This is a genomic window from Lysobacter sp. Soil_C_15 (genome assembly GCF_057657315.1).
This window is the reverse complement of sequence record NZ_JBDGIR010000005.1, coordinates 84,261-101,466: the sequence shown is the minus strand read 5'-3', so window position 1 is coordinate 101,466 and position 17,206 is coordinate 84,261. Positions and strand designations below refer to the sequence as shown.

At 70.9% G+C, this 17,206-nt stretch carries 17 protein-coding genes; 11 read left to right on the top strand and 6 right to left on the bottom strand.

The genetic code is table 11. The features are described from left to right. Positions 1-47: 47 nt before the first annotated feature. On the top strand, positions 48-788 hold the full coding sequence (phbB, locus tag AC3A57_RS13200; RefSeq protein ID WP_487579316.1) for an acetoacetyl-CoA reductase: 741 nt from the start codon (positions 48-50) through the stop codon (positions 786-788). 174 nt (positions 789-962) lie between these two features. Here phbB and AC3A57_RS13195 read toward each other — a convergent pair whose 3' ends face one another. Together AC3A57_RS13195 and rsgA are read right to left on the bottom strand one after the other, a co-directional pair. Next, on the bottom strand, positions 963-2,237 hold the full coding sequence (locus AC3A57_RS13195; protein ID WP_487579315.1) for a flavohemoglobin expression-modulating QEGLA motif protein: 1,275 nt from the start codon (positions 2,235-2,237) through the stop codon (positions 963-965). A 444-nt stretch (positions 2,238-2,681) separates the two neighbouring features. Next, positions 2,682-3,809: a ribosome small subunit-dependent GTPase A gene (rsgA, locus tag AC3A57_RS13190; RefSeq protein ID WP_487579314.1), complete on the bottom strand. Its 1,128-nt coding sequence runs from the start codon at positions 3,807-3,809 to the stop codon at positions 2,682-2,684. Positions 3,810-4,024: 215 nt separating this feature from the next. Between rsgA and AC3A57_RS13185 the strand changes: the two genes are divergently transcribed. From AC3A57_RS13185 to AC3A57_RS13175, 3 genes are all read left to right on the top strand, one after another. Then, on the top strand, positions 4,025-5,278 hold the full coding sequence (locus AC3A57_RS13185) for an aminotransferase class I/II-fold pyridoxal phosphate-dependent enzyme (RefSeq protein WP_487579313.1): 1,254 nt from the start codon (positions 4,025-4,027) through the stop codon (positions 5,276-5,278). A 21-nt stretch (positions 5,279-5,299) separates the two neighbouring features. Then, positions 5,300-5,917, top strand: coding sequence for an SGNH/GDSL hydrolase family protein (locus AC3A57_RS13180; protein WP_487579617.1), 618 nt, complete (start codon positions 5,300-5,302; stop codon positions 5,915-5,917). A 102-nt stretch (positions 5,918-6,019) separates the two neighbouring features. Then, entirely contained in the window at positions 6,020-6,694 is a 675-nt protein-coding gene (locus AC3A57_RS13175; protein ID WP_487579616.1) for a methyltransferase domain-containing protein, read from the top strand. 12 nt (positions 6,695-6,706) lie between these two features. Here the strand turns inward: AC3A57_RS13175 and AC3A57_RS13170 are convergent, their stop codons facing one another. Further along, entirely contained in the window at positions 6,707-7,501 is a 795-nt protein-coding gene (locus AC3A57_RS13170; RefSeq protein ID WP_487579312.1) for a polysaccharide deacetylase family protein, read from the bottom strand. Between the two features lie 156 nt (positions 7,502-7,657). On the opposite strand from AC3A57_RS13170, the gene grxD reads away from it, so the two are divergent. Then, complete coding sequence (gene grxD / locus AC3A57_RS13165) at positions 7,658-8,584, top strand: Grx4 family monothiol glutaredoxin (protein ID WP_487579311.1); 927 nt, start codon at positions 7,658-7,660, stop codon at positions 8,582-8,584. Between the two features lie 276 nt (positions 8,585-8,860). Next, complete coding sequence (locus tag AC3A57_RS13160; protein ID WP_487579310.1) at positions 8,861-9,298, top strand: NIPSNAP family protein; 438 nt, start codon at positions 8,861-8,863, stop codon at positions 9,296-9,298. Between the two features lie 237 nt (positions 9,299-9,535). On the opposite strand, the gene AC3A57_RS13155 is transcribed toward AC3A57_RS13160, so the two are convergent. From AC3A57_RS13155 to AC3A57_RS13145, 3 genes are all read right to left on the bottom strand, one after another. Next, complete coding sequence (locus AC3A57_RS13155) at positions 9,536-10,093, bottom strand: DUF924 family protein (protein WP_487579309.1); 558 nt, start codon at positions 10,091-10,093, stop codon at positions 9,536-9,538. A 292-nt stretch (positions 10,094-10,385) separates the two neighbouring features. Then, on the bottom strand, positions 10,386-10,973 hold the full coding sequence (locus AC3A57_RS13150; RefSeq protein WP_487579308.1) for a lysozyme inhibitor LprI family protein: 588 nt from the start codon (positions 10,971-10,973) through the stop codon (positions 10,386-10,388). Positions 10,974-11,328: 355 nt separating this feature from the next. Continuing rightward, positions 11,329-12,105, bottom strand: coding sequence for an AMP nucleosidase (locus AC3A57_RS13145; protein ID WP_487579307.1), 777 nt, complete (start codon positions 12,103-12,105; stop codon positions 11,329-11,331). A gap of 139 nt (positions 12,106-12,244) precedes the next feature. Here AC3A57_RS13145 and AC3A57_RS13140 point away from each other — a divergent pair, with 139 nt between their 5' ends. From AC3A57_RS13140 to AC3A57_RS13120, 5 genes are all read left to right on the top strand, one after another. Continuing rightward, positions 12,245-13,708: an amidohydrolase gene (locus AC3A57_RS13140; protein WP_487579306.1), complete on the top strand. Its 1,464-nt coding sequence runs from the start codon at positions 12,245-12,247 to the stop codon at positions 13,706-13,708. Next, positions 13,705-14,997 carry an amidohydrolase family protein gene (locus AC3A57_RS13135; RefSeq protein WP_487579305.1) on the top strand — a complete coding sequence of 431 codons (1,293 nt, stop codon included), beginning with the start codon at positions 13,705-13,707 and terminating at the stop codon, positions 14,995-14,997. The genes AC3A57_RS13140 and AC3A57_RS13135 overlap by 4 nt, the downstream gene beginning before the upstream one ends. Before the next feature lie 118 nt (positions 14,998-15,115). Next, entirely contained in the window at positions 15,116-15,520 is a 405-nt protein-coding gene (locus AC3A57_RS13130) for a DUF1761 domain-containing protein (protein WP_487579304.1), read from the top strand. Beyond that, a complete protein-coding gene (locus tag AC3A57_RS13125; protein WP_487579303.1) occupies positions 15,517-16,155 on the top strand; it encodes a DsbA family protein in 639 nt (212 codons plus the stop codon). The genes AC3A57_RS13130 and AC3A57_RS13125 overlap by 4 nt, the downstream gene beginning before the upstream one ends. Before the next feature lie 100 nt (positions 16,156-16,255). After that, on the top strand, positions 16,256-17,200 hold the full coding sequence (locus AC3A57_RS13120; RefSeq protein ID WP_487579302.1) for a DegV family protein: 945 nt from the start codon (positions 16,256-16,258) through the stop codon (positions 17,198-17,200). The last annotated feature ends 6 nt before the right edge of the window (positions 17,201-17,206 follow it).

Here is a 17,206-nt window from a genome sequence, read left to right as displayed (position 1 = left end):
CCACCACCCGCCACGTCGTCGTTCGTCCAACACAGGAACCGTTCGCCATGACACTCCGCATCGCCTACGTCACCAGCGGCATGGGCAGCCTCGGCACCGCGATCTGCCAAAAACTCGCCGACAGCGGCCACACCGTGGTCGCCGGCTGCGGGCCGAACTCGCCGCGCAAGGCGGCCTGGCTGCGCGAGCAGCGCGAGTTGGGCTACGACTTCATCGCCTCGGAGGGCAACGCCGCCGACTGGAACTCCAGCGTGGAAGCCTTCGCCCAGGTCAAGGCCGAGGTCGGCGAGATCGACGTGCTGGTCAACAACGCCGGCGGCACCCGCGACGTGCTGTTCCGGCAGATGACCCGCGACGACTGGAACGCGGTGATGGCCAGCAACCTGCACAGCCTGTTCAACATCACCAAGCAGGTCGTCGACGGCATGTCGGCGCGCGGCTGGGGCCGGATCATCAACATCGCCTCGGTCAGCGCGCAGAAGGGCCAGATCGGCCAGGTCAACTACGCCACCGCCAAATCGGCGATGCACGGCTTCACCCGCGCCCTGGCTCAGGAATTCGCCGCGCGTGGGGTCACGGTCAACACGGTCTCGCCGGGCTATGTGGCCAGCGCCGCGATCAGCGCGTTTCCGCCCGACGTGCTCGACCGCCTGGCCGCGTCGGTGCCGGTGCGCCGGCTCGGCAAGCCGGAGGAAGTCGCCAGCCTGTGCGCCTGGCTGGCCTCGGACGACGCGGCGTTCGTGACCGGGGCCGATTACGCGGTCAACGGCGGCTTGCACATGGCTTGAGGGGTCAACCCTGTAGGAGCGGCGTCAGCCGCGACCACCGCAGCGGTGACCGACAGCGGACTGTCCGAAGACCGGTCGTCCGGGAATAACAGCGCATGCGGCGTCCTGGCTTCGGCCGCAGCGCTTGCGTACCTCGCTGCGGTTGTCGCGGCTCACGCCGCTCCTACAGAAGGCTTAGCCGATTTCGCTGAAGTCGCCTTCGGCCATCTGGTCCAGGCGGATGCGGTTGGCGAACAGCGAGAACGCGAGCATGCCGGCCAGGCCGTTGGCGCGGGTGATCCACGGCGGCATCCAGCGCGGAGGGGCCAGCACGCCGTCCTGGAACAGCGGCTCGAAACGCTGCACGTCGCCGAGGGTCATCTTGCCGGCGAACAGCCAGCGGCACAGGTGCAGCTTCTGCTGGCGCAGGGCCCAGCGGAAGAAGGTGTGCACGCCGACCAGGCCGCGCAGGTAGACGGTGTCCTTGGTGAAGGCCGAGCCGCCCGAGGTCGGCACGCCGCGATAGACGCGCTGGGCCGAGGCGAAGCTGTCTTCCGGCGATTGGCCGGCGTCGATGAAGTAGCGGAACACTTCGATGAAATCGGCGCCGTCGAGCGCCATCGCCACCGCGTCGATGCGCAGGCTCAGGCGCTTCATCCGGCCGATGTCGATGCTGCCGGTGATCTGCTCGGCGAAGGTGGCCAGGCCTTCCTGGGTCGCGGTGCTGCGCGGCGAGGACAGGGCCAGGCTCGGCAGCACCGGCTGTTCGCGGCCGTTGAGCGCGGTCAGCGAGTGCACGAAAGCCTCATGCTGCAACAGCTGGTGGCGGTCGTAGTCGCTGAACGCCGCGCCGCTGCGCAGGCGGATCCGGGTCGCGCCGGCGGCGGCCTTGGCGATCAGTTCCGGATCGAGCACCACCTCGATCACCCGGGCGTCGAAATAGTCGTCGAGGTCGCGCTGCAACTGCAGGCTCAGCGCGGTGGCGGAGATCTGCACCGTCTCGGCCGGCGACATCAGCTCGCGATCGAGTTCGTTGGCGATCGAGATGAAGTGGTTGGCGGCTTCGCGCGTGCTCGGCCCCTGCCCCGGCAAGGCGGCGTCGGGCTGGCCGAACAACTGGATCGAGTAATCGGTCACCGCCGGCGAGCCCAACGACTCGACCAGTTGCGCGGCGATGCCCCAGCTGCGCGCGGAGTCGATCAGGTACTCGCCGAGCGGATGGTCGGGGTCGGCCTCGGCGGCGATCGCGTCCAGTTCGGCGCGGACCTCGGCGAAGTCGTACTTGGGATAGATGATCGCCGGCGGCCGCGCGGTGCCGCGGGCGTAGTCGGCGAGGAACTGCACTTCCATCCCGGCCGGCCAGCTGGCCATGGTCAGCAGCTTGATCCCGCGCGCGGCGCGGACCATGCGCGCGTCGAGCGCGGCGTGGTGCTGGATCTCGGCGTGCAGGCTGGGCGAGAGCAGGCTCATGCGGCGGCTCGGGGGGCGGGGTGCGGTGTAGTTTGGGTTTGCGGCGGCGGCAACGATAAAAGCGGAGGCAACGGCAAATCCCCCCTGCCCCCCTTTTTCAAAGGGGGGAGGCGATCGGATCGGTTCGCGGGTTTGCGTCGGCTCGCGGGTTTGCGGTTGTCATCGGCGCGCGCGGCCTTCGGAGCCGACTGTTCGCGATCGGCCAATCCGCTCGGCCGGTGCCGCTTCCCCTTTTGAATCGGACGTTGCCGCTCCTCGCTTTCAATCGGCCGCTGCCGCTCTCCCCTCTGCATCGGCTGTCGCTGTTCCCCGCTTTGAAAAAGGGGGGCAGGGGGGATTTGCTGTTGCTGTTGCTGTTGCTGTTGCTGTTGCTGTTGCTGTTGCTCTCGCAGTCGCCGCAGCAAGCCTCGGCCGCAGGCCGGCACGCGCATCCTCGGGCCGGCCTCAGCGCCGCCCATACTTGTCTTCCAGACGCTTGTTCAGCGCCTTGCCCAGCACCTTCTCGTCGGCCTTCTGCGCGCGCCGGTTGGCGAGCTTGTTGGCGGCGCCGGCGACTTCCTCGCGCAGCTTGAGGTAGTTGGCGAAGCGCTGCGGGTCCAGGCGCCCGCCTTCGATCGCCTCGCGCACCGCGCAGCCGGGTTCGCGGTGGTGCGAGCAGTCGCGGAACTTGCACTGCTCGGCCAAGGCCTCGATGTCGGCGAAGTTCTCGGCGACGTCTTCCTCGCCGGTCGGCTTGAGCTCGCGCATCCCCGGGGTGTCGATCAGGCAGGCGCCGGTGGGCAGCGGGATCAGCGCGCGGTGGGTGGTGGTGTGGCGGCCGCGGGCGTCGCTCTCGCGCACCGCACCGGTCTTCATCCGTTCGATGCCGAGCAGGCTGTTGGTCAGGGTCGACTTGCCGGCGCCGGAGGAACCGACCAGCACCGCGGTGCGGCCCGGCCCCAGCCAGTCGGCCAGGGCCTCGCGCACGCCGTCGCGGTCGCGGGCGTTGACCGCGCGCACCGCCACGCCCTGGGCCAGTTCGATCAGCGCCCCGCTCGCGGCGGCGATCGCGTTCTCGTCGGCGGCCAGGGCCTCGTCGGCCTTGGTCAGCACGATCACCGGCTCGGCGCCGCCGCGCACCAGCAGCAGGTAGCGCTCGATCCGGCGCGGGTTGAAGTCGGCGTCCAGGCCGCAGACCACGAATACGGTGTCGACGTTGGCGGCGATCAGCTGCTGCTTGTAATGCTCGCCGGCGGCGCCGCGCTTGATCGCGGTATGCCGCGGCAGCAGCGCGACCACCCGGCGCCGGCCCTCGCCCTCGATCAGCAGCCAGTCGCCGACCCCGGGCCGCTGCTCGGGCGGGAAGCGCGGGCGCTGCCATTCGGGCAGGGAATCGACCGGGAAATTGCTGTCGGGACCGTCGGCGACCACGTAGCCGCTGCGGTGCTGCTCGACCACGCGGGCCGGGCGGGCGTGCGGGTGCTCGGCCAGGGCCGCCTGCCAGACCGGGTCGGCCGGCAGCGGGTTCGTGGCCGTGATCGGCCAGCCGATCGCCTGCAGGGCGGCGAGGTCAGGGGTCAAAGGCGCGTACAACCGGGGACATGGCGCGATTCTACATAGCCGGGCGGACGGTTTATGCCGTCCGCGTCCGTCGCGGCGGTCGGCGCGACCGGATCGCCCGGCCCCGGGGCCGGCCGAACCGTGCGCCCCGGCGCATCCCGCCGGCCCGCCGGGCCGGGCGATCAGCTGATTCGTGCCGGCGATTCAGCTAGTCTGGACAGCACCTTTCCCATTCCGATCCTGCCGCGATGTCCCTTCCGCCCCTGAAAACCCGCGAACGCCTGTCCGAAGTCCGCTACGAAATCCGCGGTGAACTGGCCCGGCGAGCCCGCGAGCTGGAGGCCCAGGGACGCAAGCAGATCAAGCTCAACATCGGCAACCCGGGCGCGTTCGGTTTCCGCGCGCCGGAGCACCTGCAGCGCGCGATCGCCGAGCGCATCGCCGACACCGATCCCTACACCCATCAGCAGGGCCTGCCGATGGCGCGCGAGGCGATCGCCGCGTTCCACAAGCAGCGCGGCACGCCCAACGCCTCGCCGGAGCGGGTGTTCGTCGGCAACGGCGTCAGCGAGCTTATCGATCTATCGCTGCGCGCCCTGCTCAACCCCGGCGACGAAGTGCTGCTGCCCTCGCCCGACTACCCGCTGTGGTCGGCGGCGACCATCCTCAACGACGGCCGCCCGGTGTACTACCGCTGCCAGCCGGAGAACGGCTTCCTGCCCGATCCGGACGAGATCGAGCAGTTGGTCTCCAGCCGCACCCGCGCGATCGTCCTGATCAACCCCAACAACCCGACCGGCGCGGCCTACCCGCGCGAGCTGATCGAGCGCATCGTCGCCATCGCGGCGCGCCACAAGCTGCTGCTGATGTGCGACGAGATCTACGACTCGATCCTCTACGACGGCGCCCAGTTCACCCCGGTCGCGCCGATCGCCGGCGACCTGCCCTGCCTGAGCTTCGGCGGCCTGTCCAAGGTGCACCGCGCCTGCGGCTGGCGCGTGGGCTGGGCGGTGCTGTCGGGCGATCCGGTCGCCAGCGGCGATTTCCATCACGCCATGGACCTGCTCGGCGCGCTGCGCTTGTGCGCCAACGTGCCGGGCCAGTTCGCGATCGAGGCCGCGCTGCACGGCGAGGACACCATCGCCCCGCTGTGCGCGCCGGGCGGCCGCCTGTACGAAGCGCGCCGCGCGGTGATCGAGTCGGTGCAGGCCAGCAAGCACCTGGAACTGGTCGCCCCGGCCGGCGCGCTGTACGCCTTCCCGGCGGTGACCGGGGCCGCGGCGCAGGGCTTCGACGACCACAAGTTCGCCCTGGAACTGCTCGAGACCGAAGACGTGCTGGTGGTGCCGGGCTCGAGCTTCAACGTGCCCTACCGCAATCATTTCCGGGTCACCCTGCTGCCGCTGCCGGAACAGGTACGCGAGGTGTTCCAGCGCATCGAACGGGTGCTCGACCGCTACGCCGAGCGCGCCGAAGGCAAGGCCCAGGCCGCGGTGGCCTGAGCGGCGATGGCGCTGCCTGACATGGGCCTGTCCTACCTCGCCCTGGGCGACAGCTACACCATCGGCGAGGCGGTGGCCGAGAACGGGCGCTGGCCGATGCAGCTGGCCGCCGGCCTGCGCGCGCAAGGGGTCGGCCTGGCCGACCCGCGCATCATCGCCGCCACCGGCTGGACCACCGACGAGCTGGCCACCGCGTTGGACCTGTCCGAACCGCTGGGCGAGTGGGACTTCGTCAGCCTGCTGATCGGGGTCAACAACCAATACCGCGGCCGCAGCGCGCCGCAGTACGCCGGCGAGTTCCGCCAGCTGCTGCAGCGCGCGCTGGGCTATGCGCGCGGCCGTCGCGAACGGGTGCTGGTGCTGTCGATTCCGGACTGGGGCGCGACCCCGTTCGGAGCCAAGGACGCGCGCGGCGCGGCCGTCATCGGCGCCGAGCTCGACGCCTTCAACGCGGCCGCCCAGCGCCTGTGCGCGGAGTACGGCGTGGCCTATGTCGACATCGCGCCGGTCTCGCGCCGGCTCGGCAGCGACGCGGCGATGCTGGCCGCCGACGGCCTGCACCCCTCGGCGGCGATGTACGCGCAGTGGACCGCGCTGGCCCTGCCGGTGGCCCGCGGCCTGCTGACCGACGCGGCCTGAGCGCGTCGCCGGGCTGCGGTTCCCGCGCGCGCCGGCGGATGCGACACTGAACGCCGCCCGCGCCACACGCCCGACCAGACGATGAACGAAGCGGTACAGGCCATGGCCCACGGACAGGCGGACCGCATCGCGCGCGCCTATCTGCCCGAGCACCCGCTCGGCAACCGCTGGGACTACTACTACAGCCGCGCCAAGCTCGGCAGCGATCCCTTGTACCCGGGGGTCAGCGCGGCCCTGCGCGGCACCCGCGCGCCGCTGCTCGACCTGGGCTGCGGCCTGGGCCTGCTGGCTCATACCCTGCACGCCGACGGCATCCGCCTGCCCTATCGCGGGGTCGACAGCGACGCGGCCAAGATCCGCCGCGCGCGTCGCGCCGCGGAGCGGGTCGGCCTGGATCAGACCCGCTTCGAGGTGCTCGACCTGGCGCGCGAAGTGCCCGAACACCGCGGCAGCGTGGTGATCCTCGACGTGCTGCAGTTCATTCCCTACCCGGCGCAGGAGCGGGCGCTGGACGCGATGATCGCGATGCTGACGCCCGGCGCGCGGCTGGTGATCCGCACCGGCCTGGACGACGGCACCGGCCGGGCCCGCATCACCCGTGCGGTGGATCGGTTCTCGCGCGTGCTGGGCTGGATGAACGCGAACCCGCGCTACTACCCCGACGGCGACGCCTTGCGCGCGCGCCTGGCCGCGGCGGGACTGCAGGTGGAGTTCACGCCGCTGTTCGGGCGCACCCCGTTCAACAACTGGCGCATCGTCGCCGCGCGCCCGGACTGAGCCGCGCCGCGCTCAGGCGTCGGCGCGCGCCTCGGGCAGGACGCAGCGGTAGCCGAGCTCGTCCAGCCGCCCCAGCAGGCGCTTCATCGCCTCCAGATTGCGGCCGTGGCCGGAACCCTCGTGCATCAGCACGATCGCGCCCGGCGCCAGGTCGCGCTCGATCCGCGCCACCACCTTGTCCGGGTCGGCCTCGACCGCATCGAAGCCGCGCGCGCTCCAGGCCACCCGGCTCAGGCCGTGGCGGCGCAGCGGCGCGGCGGTGAACGGGTTGGCCATGCCGACCACGGCGCGGAACCAGCGCGGCGGCTGCGGCAGCAACGCGGCCAGGCGCTGCTGGGCCTCGCCGATCTCGCGCGCCATCGCCCGCGGCCCCAGCGCCCAGAACCACGCCGAAGGGTGGCTGTGGCTGTGGTTGCCGACCTCGTGGCCGCGGCGGACGATCTCGCGCAGCAGGCCGGCGTGGCGCTCGGCGCGTTCGGCGACGACGAAGAAGGTGGCCTTGGCGCGATGCGCGTCGAGCAGATCGAGCATCGCCTCGGTATCGGCCGAGGGCCCGTCGTCGATGGTCAGCCAGACCGCGCGCTCGGCGGTCGGCAGCCGCGACAGCACCGGCCCGAACAGGCGCGAGCGCGGCCACAGCGTGCCCCAGAACATCGCCGCATGGCTGGCCATCAGGCTGGCCAGGCCGGCCGCCCAGCCGTAGCGCCACCACAGCGCCGCCGCCAGCGCCTGCGAGGCGGCGAACCAGACCGCCCAGGCCCAGGGCCGGCGCGGCGGTCGGTGAGCGGCGGCGACGGGTCGGTCCATGCGGTGGGTGCGGTCTCGGGCAGGGCCTGATCAAGTGGCCTGATCAAGTCGGCGGGCCAAGCCGGCTGATCAAGCGGGCAGATCCGTGCATCCTACCTTGCGCCGCCGGCGTCCCGCCCCCATCTCGCCCTCAATCTCCGTCCGCCAGCCCCGCTCATGTCCCTCGATCCCGCCCTGCGTTCGCGCATCGAAACCCTGCTCCAGTCCAACCGCGTCGTGCTGTTCATGAAGGGCGCGCCGAACGCCCCGCAGTGCGGCTTTTCGGCCAAGGCCTCCGGCGCGCTGAACGCACTGCTGCCGCAGGGCTACGCCCACGTCGACGTGCTGGCCGATGCGGACATCCGCGAAGGCATCAAGGTCTACGGCGAGTGGCCGACCATTCCGCAGCTGTACGTCGACGGCCAGTTGGTCGGCGGCAGCGACATCGTCGAGCAGATGGCCGCCAGCGGCGAACTGCACGGCCTGCTCGGCCTGCCGGCGCCGGACCGCAGCCCGCCCAAGCTCAGCATCACCCCGGCTGCGGCGCAGATGCTGCGCGACGCCGTCGCCAACGCCGGCGAAGGCTATGCGGTGCAGTTGGAAGTCGACCCGCGCTACAACGTGCGCCTGCAGCTGGCGCCGGTGGACACGGCCGCGGTCGCGGTGGAAATCGAGGGCGTGCGGGTCCAGACCGACTGGATGCACGCGCGCCGCGCCGACGGCGTGTCGATCGACTGGGCCGACGACGAACGCGGCCGCGGCCTGGTGATCGTCAACCCGAACGCGCCGCCGGCGGTGCAGCCGCTGACCCCGGCGCAGGCGCGCGAGCGCGTCGTCGCCGGCGGCCTGCGCCTGGTCGACGTGCGCCCGGCCGACGAGCGCGCCCTGGCCCAGGCCGGCGTCGCCTTCGACACCTTCGACGCCGGCACCGGCGCGCTCGAAGCCCTGCCCAAGGACACCGCGCTGGCCTTCCTGTGCCATCACGGCGGCCGCAGCGCCCAGGCCGCCGAGCACTTCCGCCAGCTCGGGTTCGGCGAGGTCTACAACGTGGTCGGCGGCATCGACGCCTGGGCCGACATCGAGCCGGGCATCGCCAAGTACTGAGCCAGCGGCCCGATAGCGCCACAACGACGGCCGCGACGCCTGCGTCGCGGCCGTCGTCGTTTTGGGCGGCCGTGCTGTCGCTCGCTCCTCGCGCCTCCACGCCCGTTTGTTCGCGCACGCCGCTCCCGGCCCGCCGCCGACCGCGCCAACCTGACTGATCCGCAACGCCGGCGGCGCCTCCGCCTTGTGGCCGATGCCGGCCGCGCGCCACGCGCCCTAACCTCGCGCCTCGTTGCCCACCCACGCCACGGAACGGCGCCTGCCGCGGAGTAACCCGTGACCTTCGCTTCCCCGATCCGCGCCCTGGGCGCGCTCGCCGCGCTGTGCCTGCTCGCCACCCTGGCCCGCGCCGCCGATCCGCCCAAGCCGGCGGCCGCGCCGATCCAGCAGCTGCGGATCTACGAAATCTTCGAAGACACCAAGCCGCAATTCCACGCCCGCTTCCGCGATCACGCGACGCGGATCATGCAGCGCTACGATTTCCGCATCGTCGCGATGTGGGAAACCCGGCAGGAACAGCGCACCGAGTTCGCCTACCTGCTGGAGTGGCCGGACGAGGCGACGATGCGGGACCGCTGGGCCAGGTTCATGGCCGACGAGGAATGGGCGCGGATCAAGCGCGAGACCCGCGGCCAGGGCCGCATGGTCGGGCAGATCCAGGACCGCACCCTGCATCGGGTCGAATACTCGCCGCAGCGGCAGTTTCTGGATTGAGCGGCGCGACGGCTGTTGTAGGAGCGGCGTCAGCCGCGACCACCGCAGCGGTGGACGCGAGCGAACGCCTCCGAAGCCGGGCCCTTCGGTGCGGGAAGCCGCTCATGTCCGTATCACAGGGCTTCGGCCGGTGCGCGTTTTTCGTCGCTTCGGTGGTCGCGGCTCATGACCGGAGGAAATCCCGTGGGACGCCGCTCCTACAAACAGCGTTTGCCGCGACTGGGGAGCCGGCGCGGCTCAGCCCTTGAAGCCGCCGCCGTCGAGATAGGCCCGTTCTTCGGCGGTGGATTCGCGGCCCAGGGCGGCGTTGCGGTGCGGAAAGCGGCCGAAGCGTTCGATCAGGTCCAGGTGCTGCCGCGCCCACTGCGCAGGGTCGCTGCCGTCGGCGTTGGCCGGCAGGCGCCGGTGCAGCTCCAGCGACAGGCGCTGGTCGCCGATGTCTTCGGAATGTTCGAACGGCAGGTAGAAGAACGCGCGCAGCGCCGGCTCGATGGCCTGGTCGTGGCCCAACGCCAGCGCGCGCCGGGCGTAGTGCCGGGCGAGCGGATCGGTGGCATAGGAATGCGCGCTGCCGCGGAACACGTTGCGCGGAATCTGGTCGAGCAGGATCAGCAACGCCAGCGCCGACTCGGCGTCGCGTTCGACCCAGTCGTCGTGCGCGCGGCAAGCGGCGGCGAAGTGGGCGTCGAGAAAACCGCTGCGGCATTGGCGGTCGAACTGCTCGTTGCGGTCGAACCAGCGGCTCGGTCCGGCGTTGCGCCAGAAGGCGACGACGTCTTGGGCGGTGACGGACATGATTAACCTGAGGTCGCGAAGACAGGGCCGCACCCTAGCACCGCCGCAACACCGTGTCGAAGCCGCGCGGCCTTCTTGCAGGAGCGGCGTAAGCCGCATTGCTCTTGTAGGAGCGGCGTAAGCCGCGACCGCCGCAGCGGTGTGCGTGAGCGAAGTATCCGAAGTCCCGGCATGAGATTCGACGGCCCAATAGCCGGACTTCGGCTGCAGCGCTGTCGATCACCGCTGCGGTGGTCGCGGCTCATGACCGGAGGAAATCCCGTGGGACGCCGCTGCTACAGACAACCAGGCGCTACGCCGCCGCAGGCGGGCCCGCGTCGGGCGCTTCGCCGAGCTGGGTCTCCAACTCGTTGATCCAGGCCGCGGTCAGGCTTTCCATGGTGACCGCGTGGATCAGCGGCCGCACCGCGCGCGAGGAATACGACTGCGCGACGAAGCGCGCATAGCGCTCGCGGAACGCCAGCCAGGCCTGGTGGGTCTGTTCGAACGCCTCCCGGCTCTTGCCGTCGAGCTGGCCGCGCAGGCGCTCGACCACGCGCTCCAGCCGCGCCTGTTCGCGCTCGAGCTCGACCAGCGCATGCCGGCTCATGTCGGCCTGGCTGACGTTGGCGTCGTCGCTGTCGCGCGCCAGCGCCTCGGCCTTGCCGACGTAGCGGTCGGCGATGCGCGCGGTGGTCTCGGCCTTGCCGATCAGGCGGCTTTCGAAGCGACGCAGTTCCTCGACGCTGGTGTGGGCGCCGTCGAGTTCCTGCTTGAGCGCCAGCAACTGCTTGCCGCGCTCGATCGCGTCGACCGTGCCGCGACGTTCGGCGATGCGCTGGATGAAGTAGAACGCCCAGGTCAGCAGGGCGCCGATGACGGTGAAGATGAGCTGTTCCATGACCTGTCCTCCGGTCGTGGAGCACAGTGTCGTCCGGGCAGGTCTCAGGCCGTGCGAGGCGGCGTGCGGGGCGTCTCAGAACCCCTTAAAAAGCAGGGGTTTCGCGCTTGGGCGGGGTGAATCGTTCAGCCGGTCGGGCTGCGGCGTGTGGCCCGGAAACGAGAAACGAGTGAAGAGGAGCGAGAAACGAGTAGAGCCCACTCGTTCCTCCTTCCTCTCCACTCGTTCGTTCCTTAGCCCTTCCTCGAAGCGCAGGTGCCGCACGACCTGCGGCGGCGGCTGGACGTAGCGAAGAGGAGCGAGAACGAGCAGAGCGCACTCGTTCCTCGCTCCTCTCCGCTCACTCCTGGCCCTGCTACTCGTCGAAGCGCAAATGCCGCACCGACTTGCCGTGGCGGCGGATCAGCTTCAGCGCTTCGATGCCGACGCTGATGTGGGTGTCGACGTAGCTGGCGCTGACCTTGGCGTCGGAGGCCTCGGTCTTGACCCCTTCCGGGATCATCGGCTGGTCGGAGACCAGCAGCAGCGCGCCGCAGGGGATGCGGTTGGCGAAGCCGGCGGCGAACACCGTCGCGGTCTCCATGTCGATGGCCATGCAGCGCATCGCCCGCAGCCGCTCCTTGAAGGCCTCGTCGTGCTCCCAGACCCGGCGGTTGGTGGTGTAGACCGTGCCCGTCCAGTAGTCGTGGCCGAGGTCGCGGATCGTGGTCGAGACCGCGCGCTGCAGGGCGAAGGCCGGCAGCGCCGGCACTTCCGGCAGCAGATAGTCGTTGGAGGTGCCCTCGCCGCGGATCGCGGCGATCGGCAGCACCAGGTCGCCGAGCTGGTTCTTGCGCTTGAGCCCGCCGCACTTGCCCAGGAACAGCACCGCCTTGGGCATGATCGCCGACAGCAGGTCCATCATGGTCGCCGCGTTGGGGCTGCCCATGCCGAAGTTGATCATGGTGATGCCGTCGGCGGTTGCGCTCGGCATCGGCCGGTCCAGGCCGACCACTTCGGCGCCGGTCAGGCGGGCGAAGGTATGCAGGTAGCCGCCGAAATTGGTCAGCAGGATGTGCTCGCCGAACTGGTCCAGGGGCACGCCGGTGTAGCGCGGCAGCCAGTTTTCGACGATCTGTTCTTTGTCTTTCACGCTTTGGCCTTTTCTAGTTGTTGTGCGGCCATTGTGGCACGGCTATGACCTTCGTCAGGGTTGGCAGCGCCGGCGCCCCCCGCTACGGTTCCAAGTCGCCCGCAATCCATTCGAATTGCTCGCTTTTTCGGGGAAATCCATGCTTCGACCGCTCTTCGCCGGCTGCGCCCTGGCGCTGCTGGGCAGCGCCGCGCAGGCCGCGACGCCCGCGCCGACCGCCTCGCGCTACACCCAGGACCCCTACCCCAGCACCTACCGGCCGCTGGCCTCGGGCCCGGTGCTGCTGCAGGGCGCGACCGTGCTGACCGGCACCGGCCAGCGCCTGGACCGCGCCGACGTGCTGCTGCGGGACGGCAAGATCGTCGCCGTCGGCAGCGGCCTGGAGGCTCCGGCCGATGCGGCCCGGGTCGACGCCGGCGGCAAGTGGATCACCCCCGGCATCATCGATGTGCACTCGCACCTGGGCGTCTACCCCAGCCCCGGCGTCGGCGCCCATTCCGACGGCAACGAGATGACCGGCCCGGTGACCCCGAACGTGTGGGCCGAACACTCGGTCTGGCCGCAGGACCCCGGCTTCGCCACCGCCCTGGCCGGCGGCGTGACCTCGCTGCAGATCCTGCCCGGCTCGGCCAACCTGATCGGCGGCCGCGGCGTGACCCTGAAGAACGTGCCGGCGGTGAGCTACCAGGCGATGAAGTTCCCCGGCGCGCCCTGGGGCCTGAAGATGGCCTGCGGCGAGAACCCCAAGCGCGTGTACGGCGGCCGCAACACCTCGCCGGGCACCCGCATGGGCAACGTCGCCGGCTACCGCGCCGCCTTCATCGACGCCAGCGAGTACCTGCGCAAGACCACGCCGAAGAACGCCGCGCCGCAGAAGAAGCGCTGGTGGCAGAGCGGCGCCAGGCCCAACGGCAACGGCGCCGACAGCGAGAAGGACACCGGCGGCAAGCGCGACCTCAAGCTCGACACCCTGGCCGGGGCGATCAAGGGCGACATCCTGGTCCACATCCACTGCTACCGCGCCGACGAGATGACCACCATGCTCGACCTGGCCAAGGAATTCGGCTTCAAGGTCAGCGCCTTCCACCACGGCGTGGAGGCCTACAAGATCGCCGACCGGCTCGCCGCCGAAGGCGTGTGCGGCGCGCTGTGGGCCGATTGGTGGGGCTTCAAGATGGAGGCCTTCGACGGCATCCAGGAGAACATCGCCATCGTCGACCGCCCGGCCAACAGCTGCGCGATCGTGCACTCGGATTCCGAGGAAGGGATCCAGCGGCTCAACCAGGAAGCGGCCAAGGTGATCGCGCATGCGCGCCTGGCCGGGATCGAGATCGCGCCGGAACGGGCGATCCGCTGGCTGACCCAGAACCCGGCCAAGGCGCTGGGCATCGGCGAGCGCACCGGCACCCTGGAGCCGGGCAAGATGGCCGATGTGGTGGTCTGGAACGGGAATCCTTTCAGCGTCTACGCCAAGGCCGAACAGGTCTACGTCGACGGCGCGCGGATCTACGACCGCGCCGACCCGGCGCGCCAGCCCAAGTCCGACTTCCTGCTCGGCCAGCCGGCCACCCAGGGCGCCGCCGCGAGCGGAGGTGTGCGATGAGCCGCGCCGTCCGCCGCCGCGTCCTCGCCGCCGCCTTGCTGGCCGCCGCCAGCTTCGCCGCGCCGGCGCAGAACCTGCTCATCCGCAACGCCACCGTGCACACCGCCACCGCCCAGGGCTCGCTCGAACACGCCGACGTGCTGGTCTCGGGCGGGGTGGTGCGGGCGATCGGCAAGGGCCTGAGCGCGCCGGCCGGCGCGCAGGTGGTCGAGGCCGAAGGCCGGCCGCTGACCCCGACCCTGTTCGGCGGCATCACCGAGCTCGGCCTGGAAGAGGTCTCCGGCGAGAAGTCGACCGTCGACCAGACCGTCGCGCTCGGCGCCGACACCAAGGAAATGACGGTGCGGCCGGAGTTCGACGTGACCCTGGCCTACAACCCCGACTCGGTGCTGATTCCGGTCGCCCGCATCGAAGGCATCGGCTGGACCCTGCTCGGCGCCGGCACCGCCGCCGGCGGCTCGATCGTCGCCGGCCAGGGCGGGGTCGAACGCCTCGACGGCGGCGCCGACCCGATCGGCCCGCGCGCGCTGTTCGTGCGCCTGGGCAAGGACAGCCTCGGCCTCAGCGGCAGCTCGCGCGCGGCGCAGTGGATGATCCTCGACCAGCTGATCGACGAGGCGCGCGGGCGCCTGCCGGCCGGCCACCACGCCGCCCTGCTGACCCCGGCCGGCCGCCAGGCCCTGCTCAAGTACCTCGACGGCGGCGGCCGGATCGTGTTCGGCGTCGACCGCGCCGCCGACATCCGCCAGCTGCTGCGCTGGTCGTCGCGGCACAAGCTGCGCATCGCCATCGCCGGCGGCGCCGAGGCCTGGCGCCTGGCGCCGCAACTGGCCGCGGCCCAGGTGCCGGTGTTCGTCAATCCGCTGTCCAACCTGCCCAGCGACTTCGACCAGGTCGGCGCCAGCCTGGAGAACGCCGCGCGCCTGCGCGCCGCCGGGGTCGCGGTCGGTTTCAGCGAAAGCGGCGCCGCGCACAACGCGCGCAAGGTCCGCCAGCTGGCCGGCAACGCGGTCGCCGCCGGCCTGCCCTGGGCCGACGGCCTGGCCGGGCTGACCCGGGTCCCGGCGGACGCGTTCGGCGTGGCCGGCGAAGTCGGCAGCATCGCCCCGGGCAAGCGCGCCGACCTGGTGCTGTGGAGCGGCGACCCGCTCGACGTCGCCCACGTCGCCCTGCAGGTGTGGATGGACGGCCGCGCGATCCCGATGCGCAGCCGCCAGACCGAACTGCGCGACCGCTACCTGCGCGCCGACAACGGCCTGCCGCGCGCCTACCCGGCGCCGGCGCGCTGAGCGGACGCCGCCCGCGCGTCCGCCTGCGGCGGGCGTGCGGCGCGGCGTATGCTGTCGCCGGCCGCCGTCGTCGCCGAGCGCGGGGCCGTCGACTCGACCGCAACCCCGGAGGCCCGCGATGACCCTGCCCACCCTGGAACTCAACTGGCTGGCGATCCTCGCCGCGACCGCGTCTTCGTTCCTGCTCGGCGGGTTGTGGTACGGGCCCTTGTTCAAGAAACAGTGGTGCCGCGCCGCCGGGATCGACCCGGACGCGCAGCCGCGCCACCCGGCGCTGATCTTCGCCACCGCGATCGTGTGCAGCTTCCTGGCCGCGCTGGTGTTCGCGGTGTTCCTGCCGCCGTCGGCCAACGCCGCCGACGGCTTCGGGGTCGGCTTCGTGGTCGGCCTGTTCTTCGTCTCGATGAGCTTCGGCATCAACTACGCCTTCGCCCAGCGCGGACCGGTGCTGTGGATGATCGACAGCGGCTACCACATCCTCCAGTTCGCCCTGTACGGCCTGATCCTCGGGGCCTGGAAGTGAGCGCGGCGGCGGGCGAGCGGCGCTGGTTCTTCGATTTCATCTCGCCTTTCGCCTATCTGCACTGGCAGAAGCTGCGCCCGCGCCTGGCCGAACTGGCGGTCGAGCCGGTGCCGATCGTGTTCGCCGCGGTGCTGCAGGCGCGCGGGCAGAAGGGGCCGGCGGAAATCCCCGGCAAGCGCGAGTTCACCTACCGCCATACCCTGTGGCAGGCGCGCCGCGACGGGGTCGAGCTGCGCTACCCGCCGGCGCATCCGTTCAACCCGATCGCGGCGTTGCGTTTGTGCATCGTCGCCGGCGGCACGCCCGAGGCGGTCGATGCGATCTTCGACTGGATCTGGCGCCGCGGCCAGGCCGGCGACGGCATCGAGGCGCTGCAGCCGGTGATCGACGCGCTCGGCGTAGACCCGGCCGCGCTCGGCGCGGAGGCGACCAAGACCGCGCTGCGCGCCAACACCGACGCGGCGATCGCGGCCGGCGTCTACGGCGTTCCTACGTTGAAGTTCGCAAGCGAGCTGTTCTGGGGCTACGACGCCCACGAGTTCGCGCTTGCCGCGTTGCAGCATCCCGAGCTGCTTCACGATCCGGAGATGCAGCGTCTGACAAGGTTGCCCCTGGGCCAGCAAAGGCGCAGCTGAACCCGACCCGCCAAGCGATGCAAAGCCGATGCGTGATCGTCGCCACAAAAAGGTATGCTCGTAACATTCGATTGATGCCAGCCACGACCCGGGGGGGAACATGCGCATTGGAATCGTCGTCGACTCCGCTTGCGACCTGCCGCTGGAGTACCTGGAACGACACCATATCCACCTGTTGCCGATCACCGTACGCATCGGCCAGGCCGTGCTCGCGGACCATCGCAACGAGCAGGCGACCCTGCAGTTCCTGCACACCCATCTGGCCGAACGCGGCTTCGAAGCCGAGACCACGCCGTACACCGTGCAGCAGGTGCGCGACCTGTTCGTCAGCCAGTTGGCGATCGACTACGACTACGTGTTCTGCCTGACCATTACCAAGACCCGCAGCCCGATCTACGAGAACGCCAACCAGGCCAGTTTCGCGATCCTCAACGACTACAAGCCGGTGCGCAGCGCCGCCGGCATCCACACTCCGTTCGCCCTGCGCGTGATCGACACCTTGAACCTGTTCGCCGCCCAGGGCGTGACCGCGGTCGAGGCGGCGCGGCTGCGCGAGGCCGGCGAAGGTGCGCCGAAGATCCGCGCCCGGCTCGAGTACCTGGCCCTGCACACCCACGGCTATCTGATTCCGCGCGACCTCAACTACCTGCGCGCGCGCACCCGGGTGCGCGGCGACCGCAGCGTCAGTTTCCTCAGCGCCGCGCTCGGCAGCGCCCTGGACATCAAGCCGGTGCTGCATTGCAACCGCGGCGAGACCGGCCCGGTGGCCAAGATCAAGGGCTACGACCAGGCCGCGCAGAAGCTGTTCGAGTTCGCCGCGCGCAAGAGTGCCGGCGGCCTGGCCACGCCGACGATGTGCGTGAGCTACGGCGGCGAGCTGGCCGAGCTGCGCGCGCTGCCCGGCTACGACCGCCTGCGCGCGGCCTGCGCCGAGAACAACGTCGAGTTGTTCGAAAGCGTGATGAGCCTGACCGGCATGGTCAACGTCGGCAAGGGCGCGCTGGCGCTGGGCTTCGCCGCAGAGCAGGCGCAGTTCGAGGGCTGACGGCCG

Bases quoted from the DNA above. Each gene is read 5' to 3' on its own strand.
- AC3A57_RS13135 (WP_487579305.1), top strand. From the start codon at position 13,705: ATGAGCCGCGCCGTCCGCCGCCGCGTCCTCGCCGCCGCCTTGCTGGCC.
- AC3A57_RS13180 (WP_487579617.1), top strand. From the start codon at position 5,300: ATGGGCCTGTCCTACCTCGCCCTGGGCGACAGCTACACCATCGGCGAG.
- AC3A57_RS13120 (WP_487579302.1), top strand. From the start codon at position 16,256: ATGCGCATTGGAATCGTCGTCGACTCCGCTTGCGACCTGCCGCTGGAG.
- phbB (WP_487579316.1), top strand. From the start codon at position 48: ATGACACTCCGCATCGCCTACGTCACCAGCGGCATGGGCAGCCTCGGC.
- AC3A57_RS13195 (WP_487579315.1), bottom strand. From the start codon at position 2,237: ATGAGCCTGCTCTCGCCCAGCCTGCACGCCGAGATCCAGCACCACGCC.
- AC3A57_RS13175 (WP_487579616.1), top strand. From the start codon at position 6,020: ATGGCCCACGGACAGGCGGACCGCATCGCGCGCGCCTATCTGCCCGAG.
- grxD (WP_487579311.1), top strand. From the start codon at position 7,658: ATGTCCCTCGATCCCGCCCTGCGTTCGCGCATCGAAACCCTGCTCCAG.
- AC3A57_RS13150 (WP_487579308.1), bottom strand. From the start codon at position 10,973: ATGGAACAGCTCATCTTCACCGTCATCGGCGCCCTGCTGACCTGGGCG.
- AC3A57_RS13170 (WP_487579312.1), bottom strand. From the start codon at position 7,501: ATGGACCGACCCGTCGCCGCCGCTCACCGACCGCCGCGCCGGCCCTGG.
- AC3A57_RS13155 (WP_487579309.1), bottom strand. From the start codon at position 10,093: ATGTCCGTCACCGCCCAAGACGTCGTCGCCTTCTGGCGCAACGCCGGA.
- AC3A57_RS13140 (WP_487579306.1), top strand. From the start codon at position 12,245: ATGCTTCGACCGCTCTTCGCCGGCTGCGCCCTGGCGCTGCTGGGCAGC.
- AC3A57_RS13185 (WP_487579313.1), top strand. From the start codon at position 4,025: ATGTCCCTTCCGCCCCTGAAAACCCGCGAACGCCTGTCCGAAGTCCGC.
- AC3A57_RS13130 (WP_487579304.1), top strand. From the start codon at position 15,116: ATGACCCTGCCCACCCTGGAACTCAACTGGCTGGCGATCCTCGCCGCG.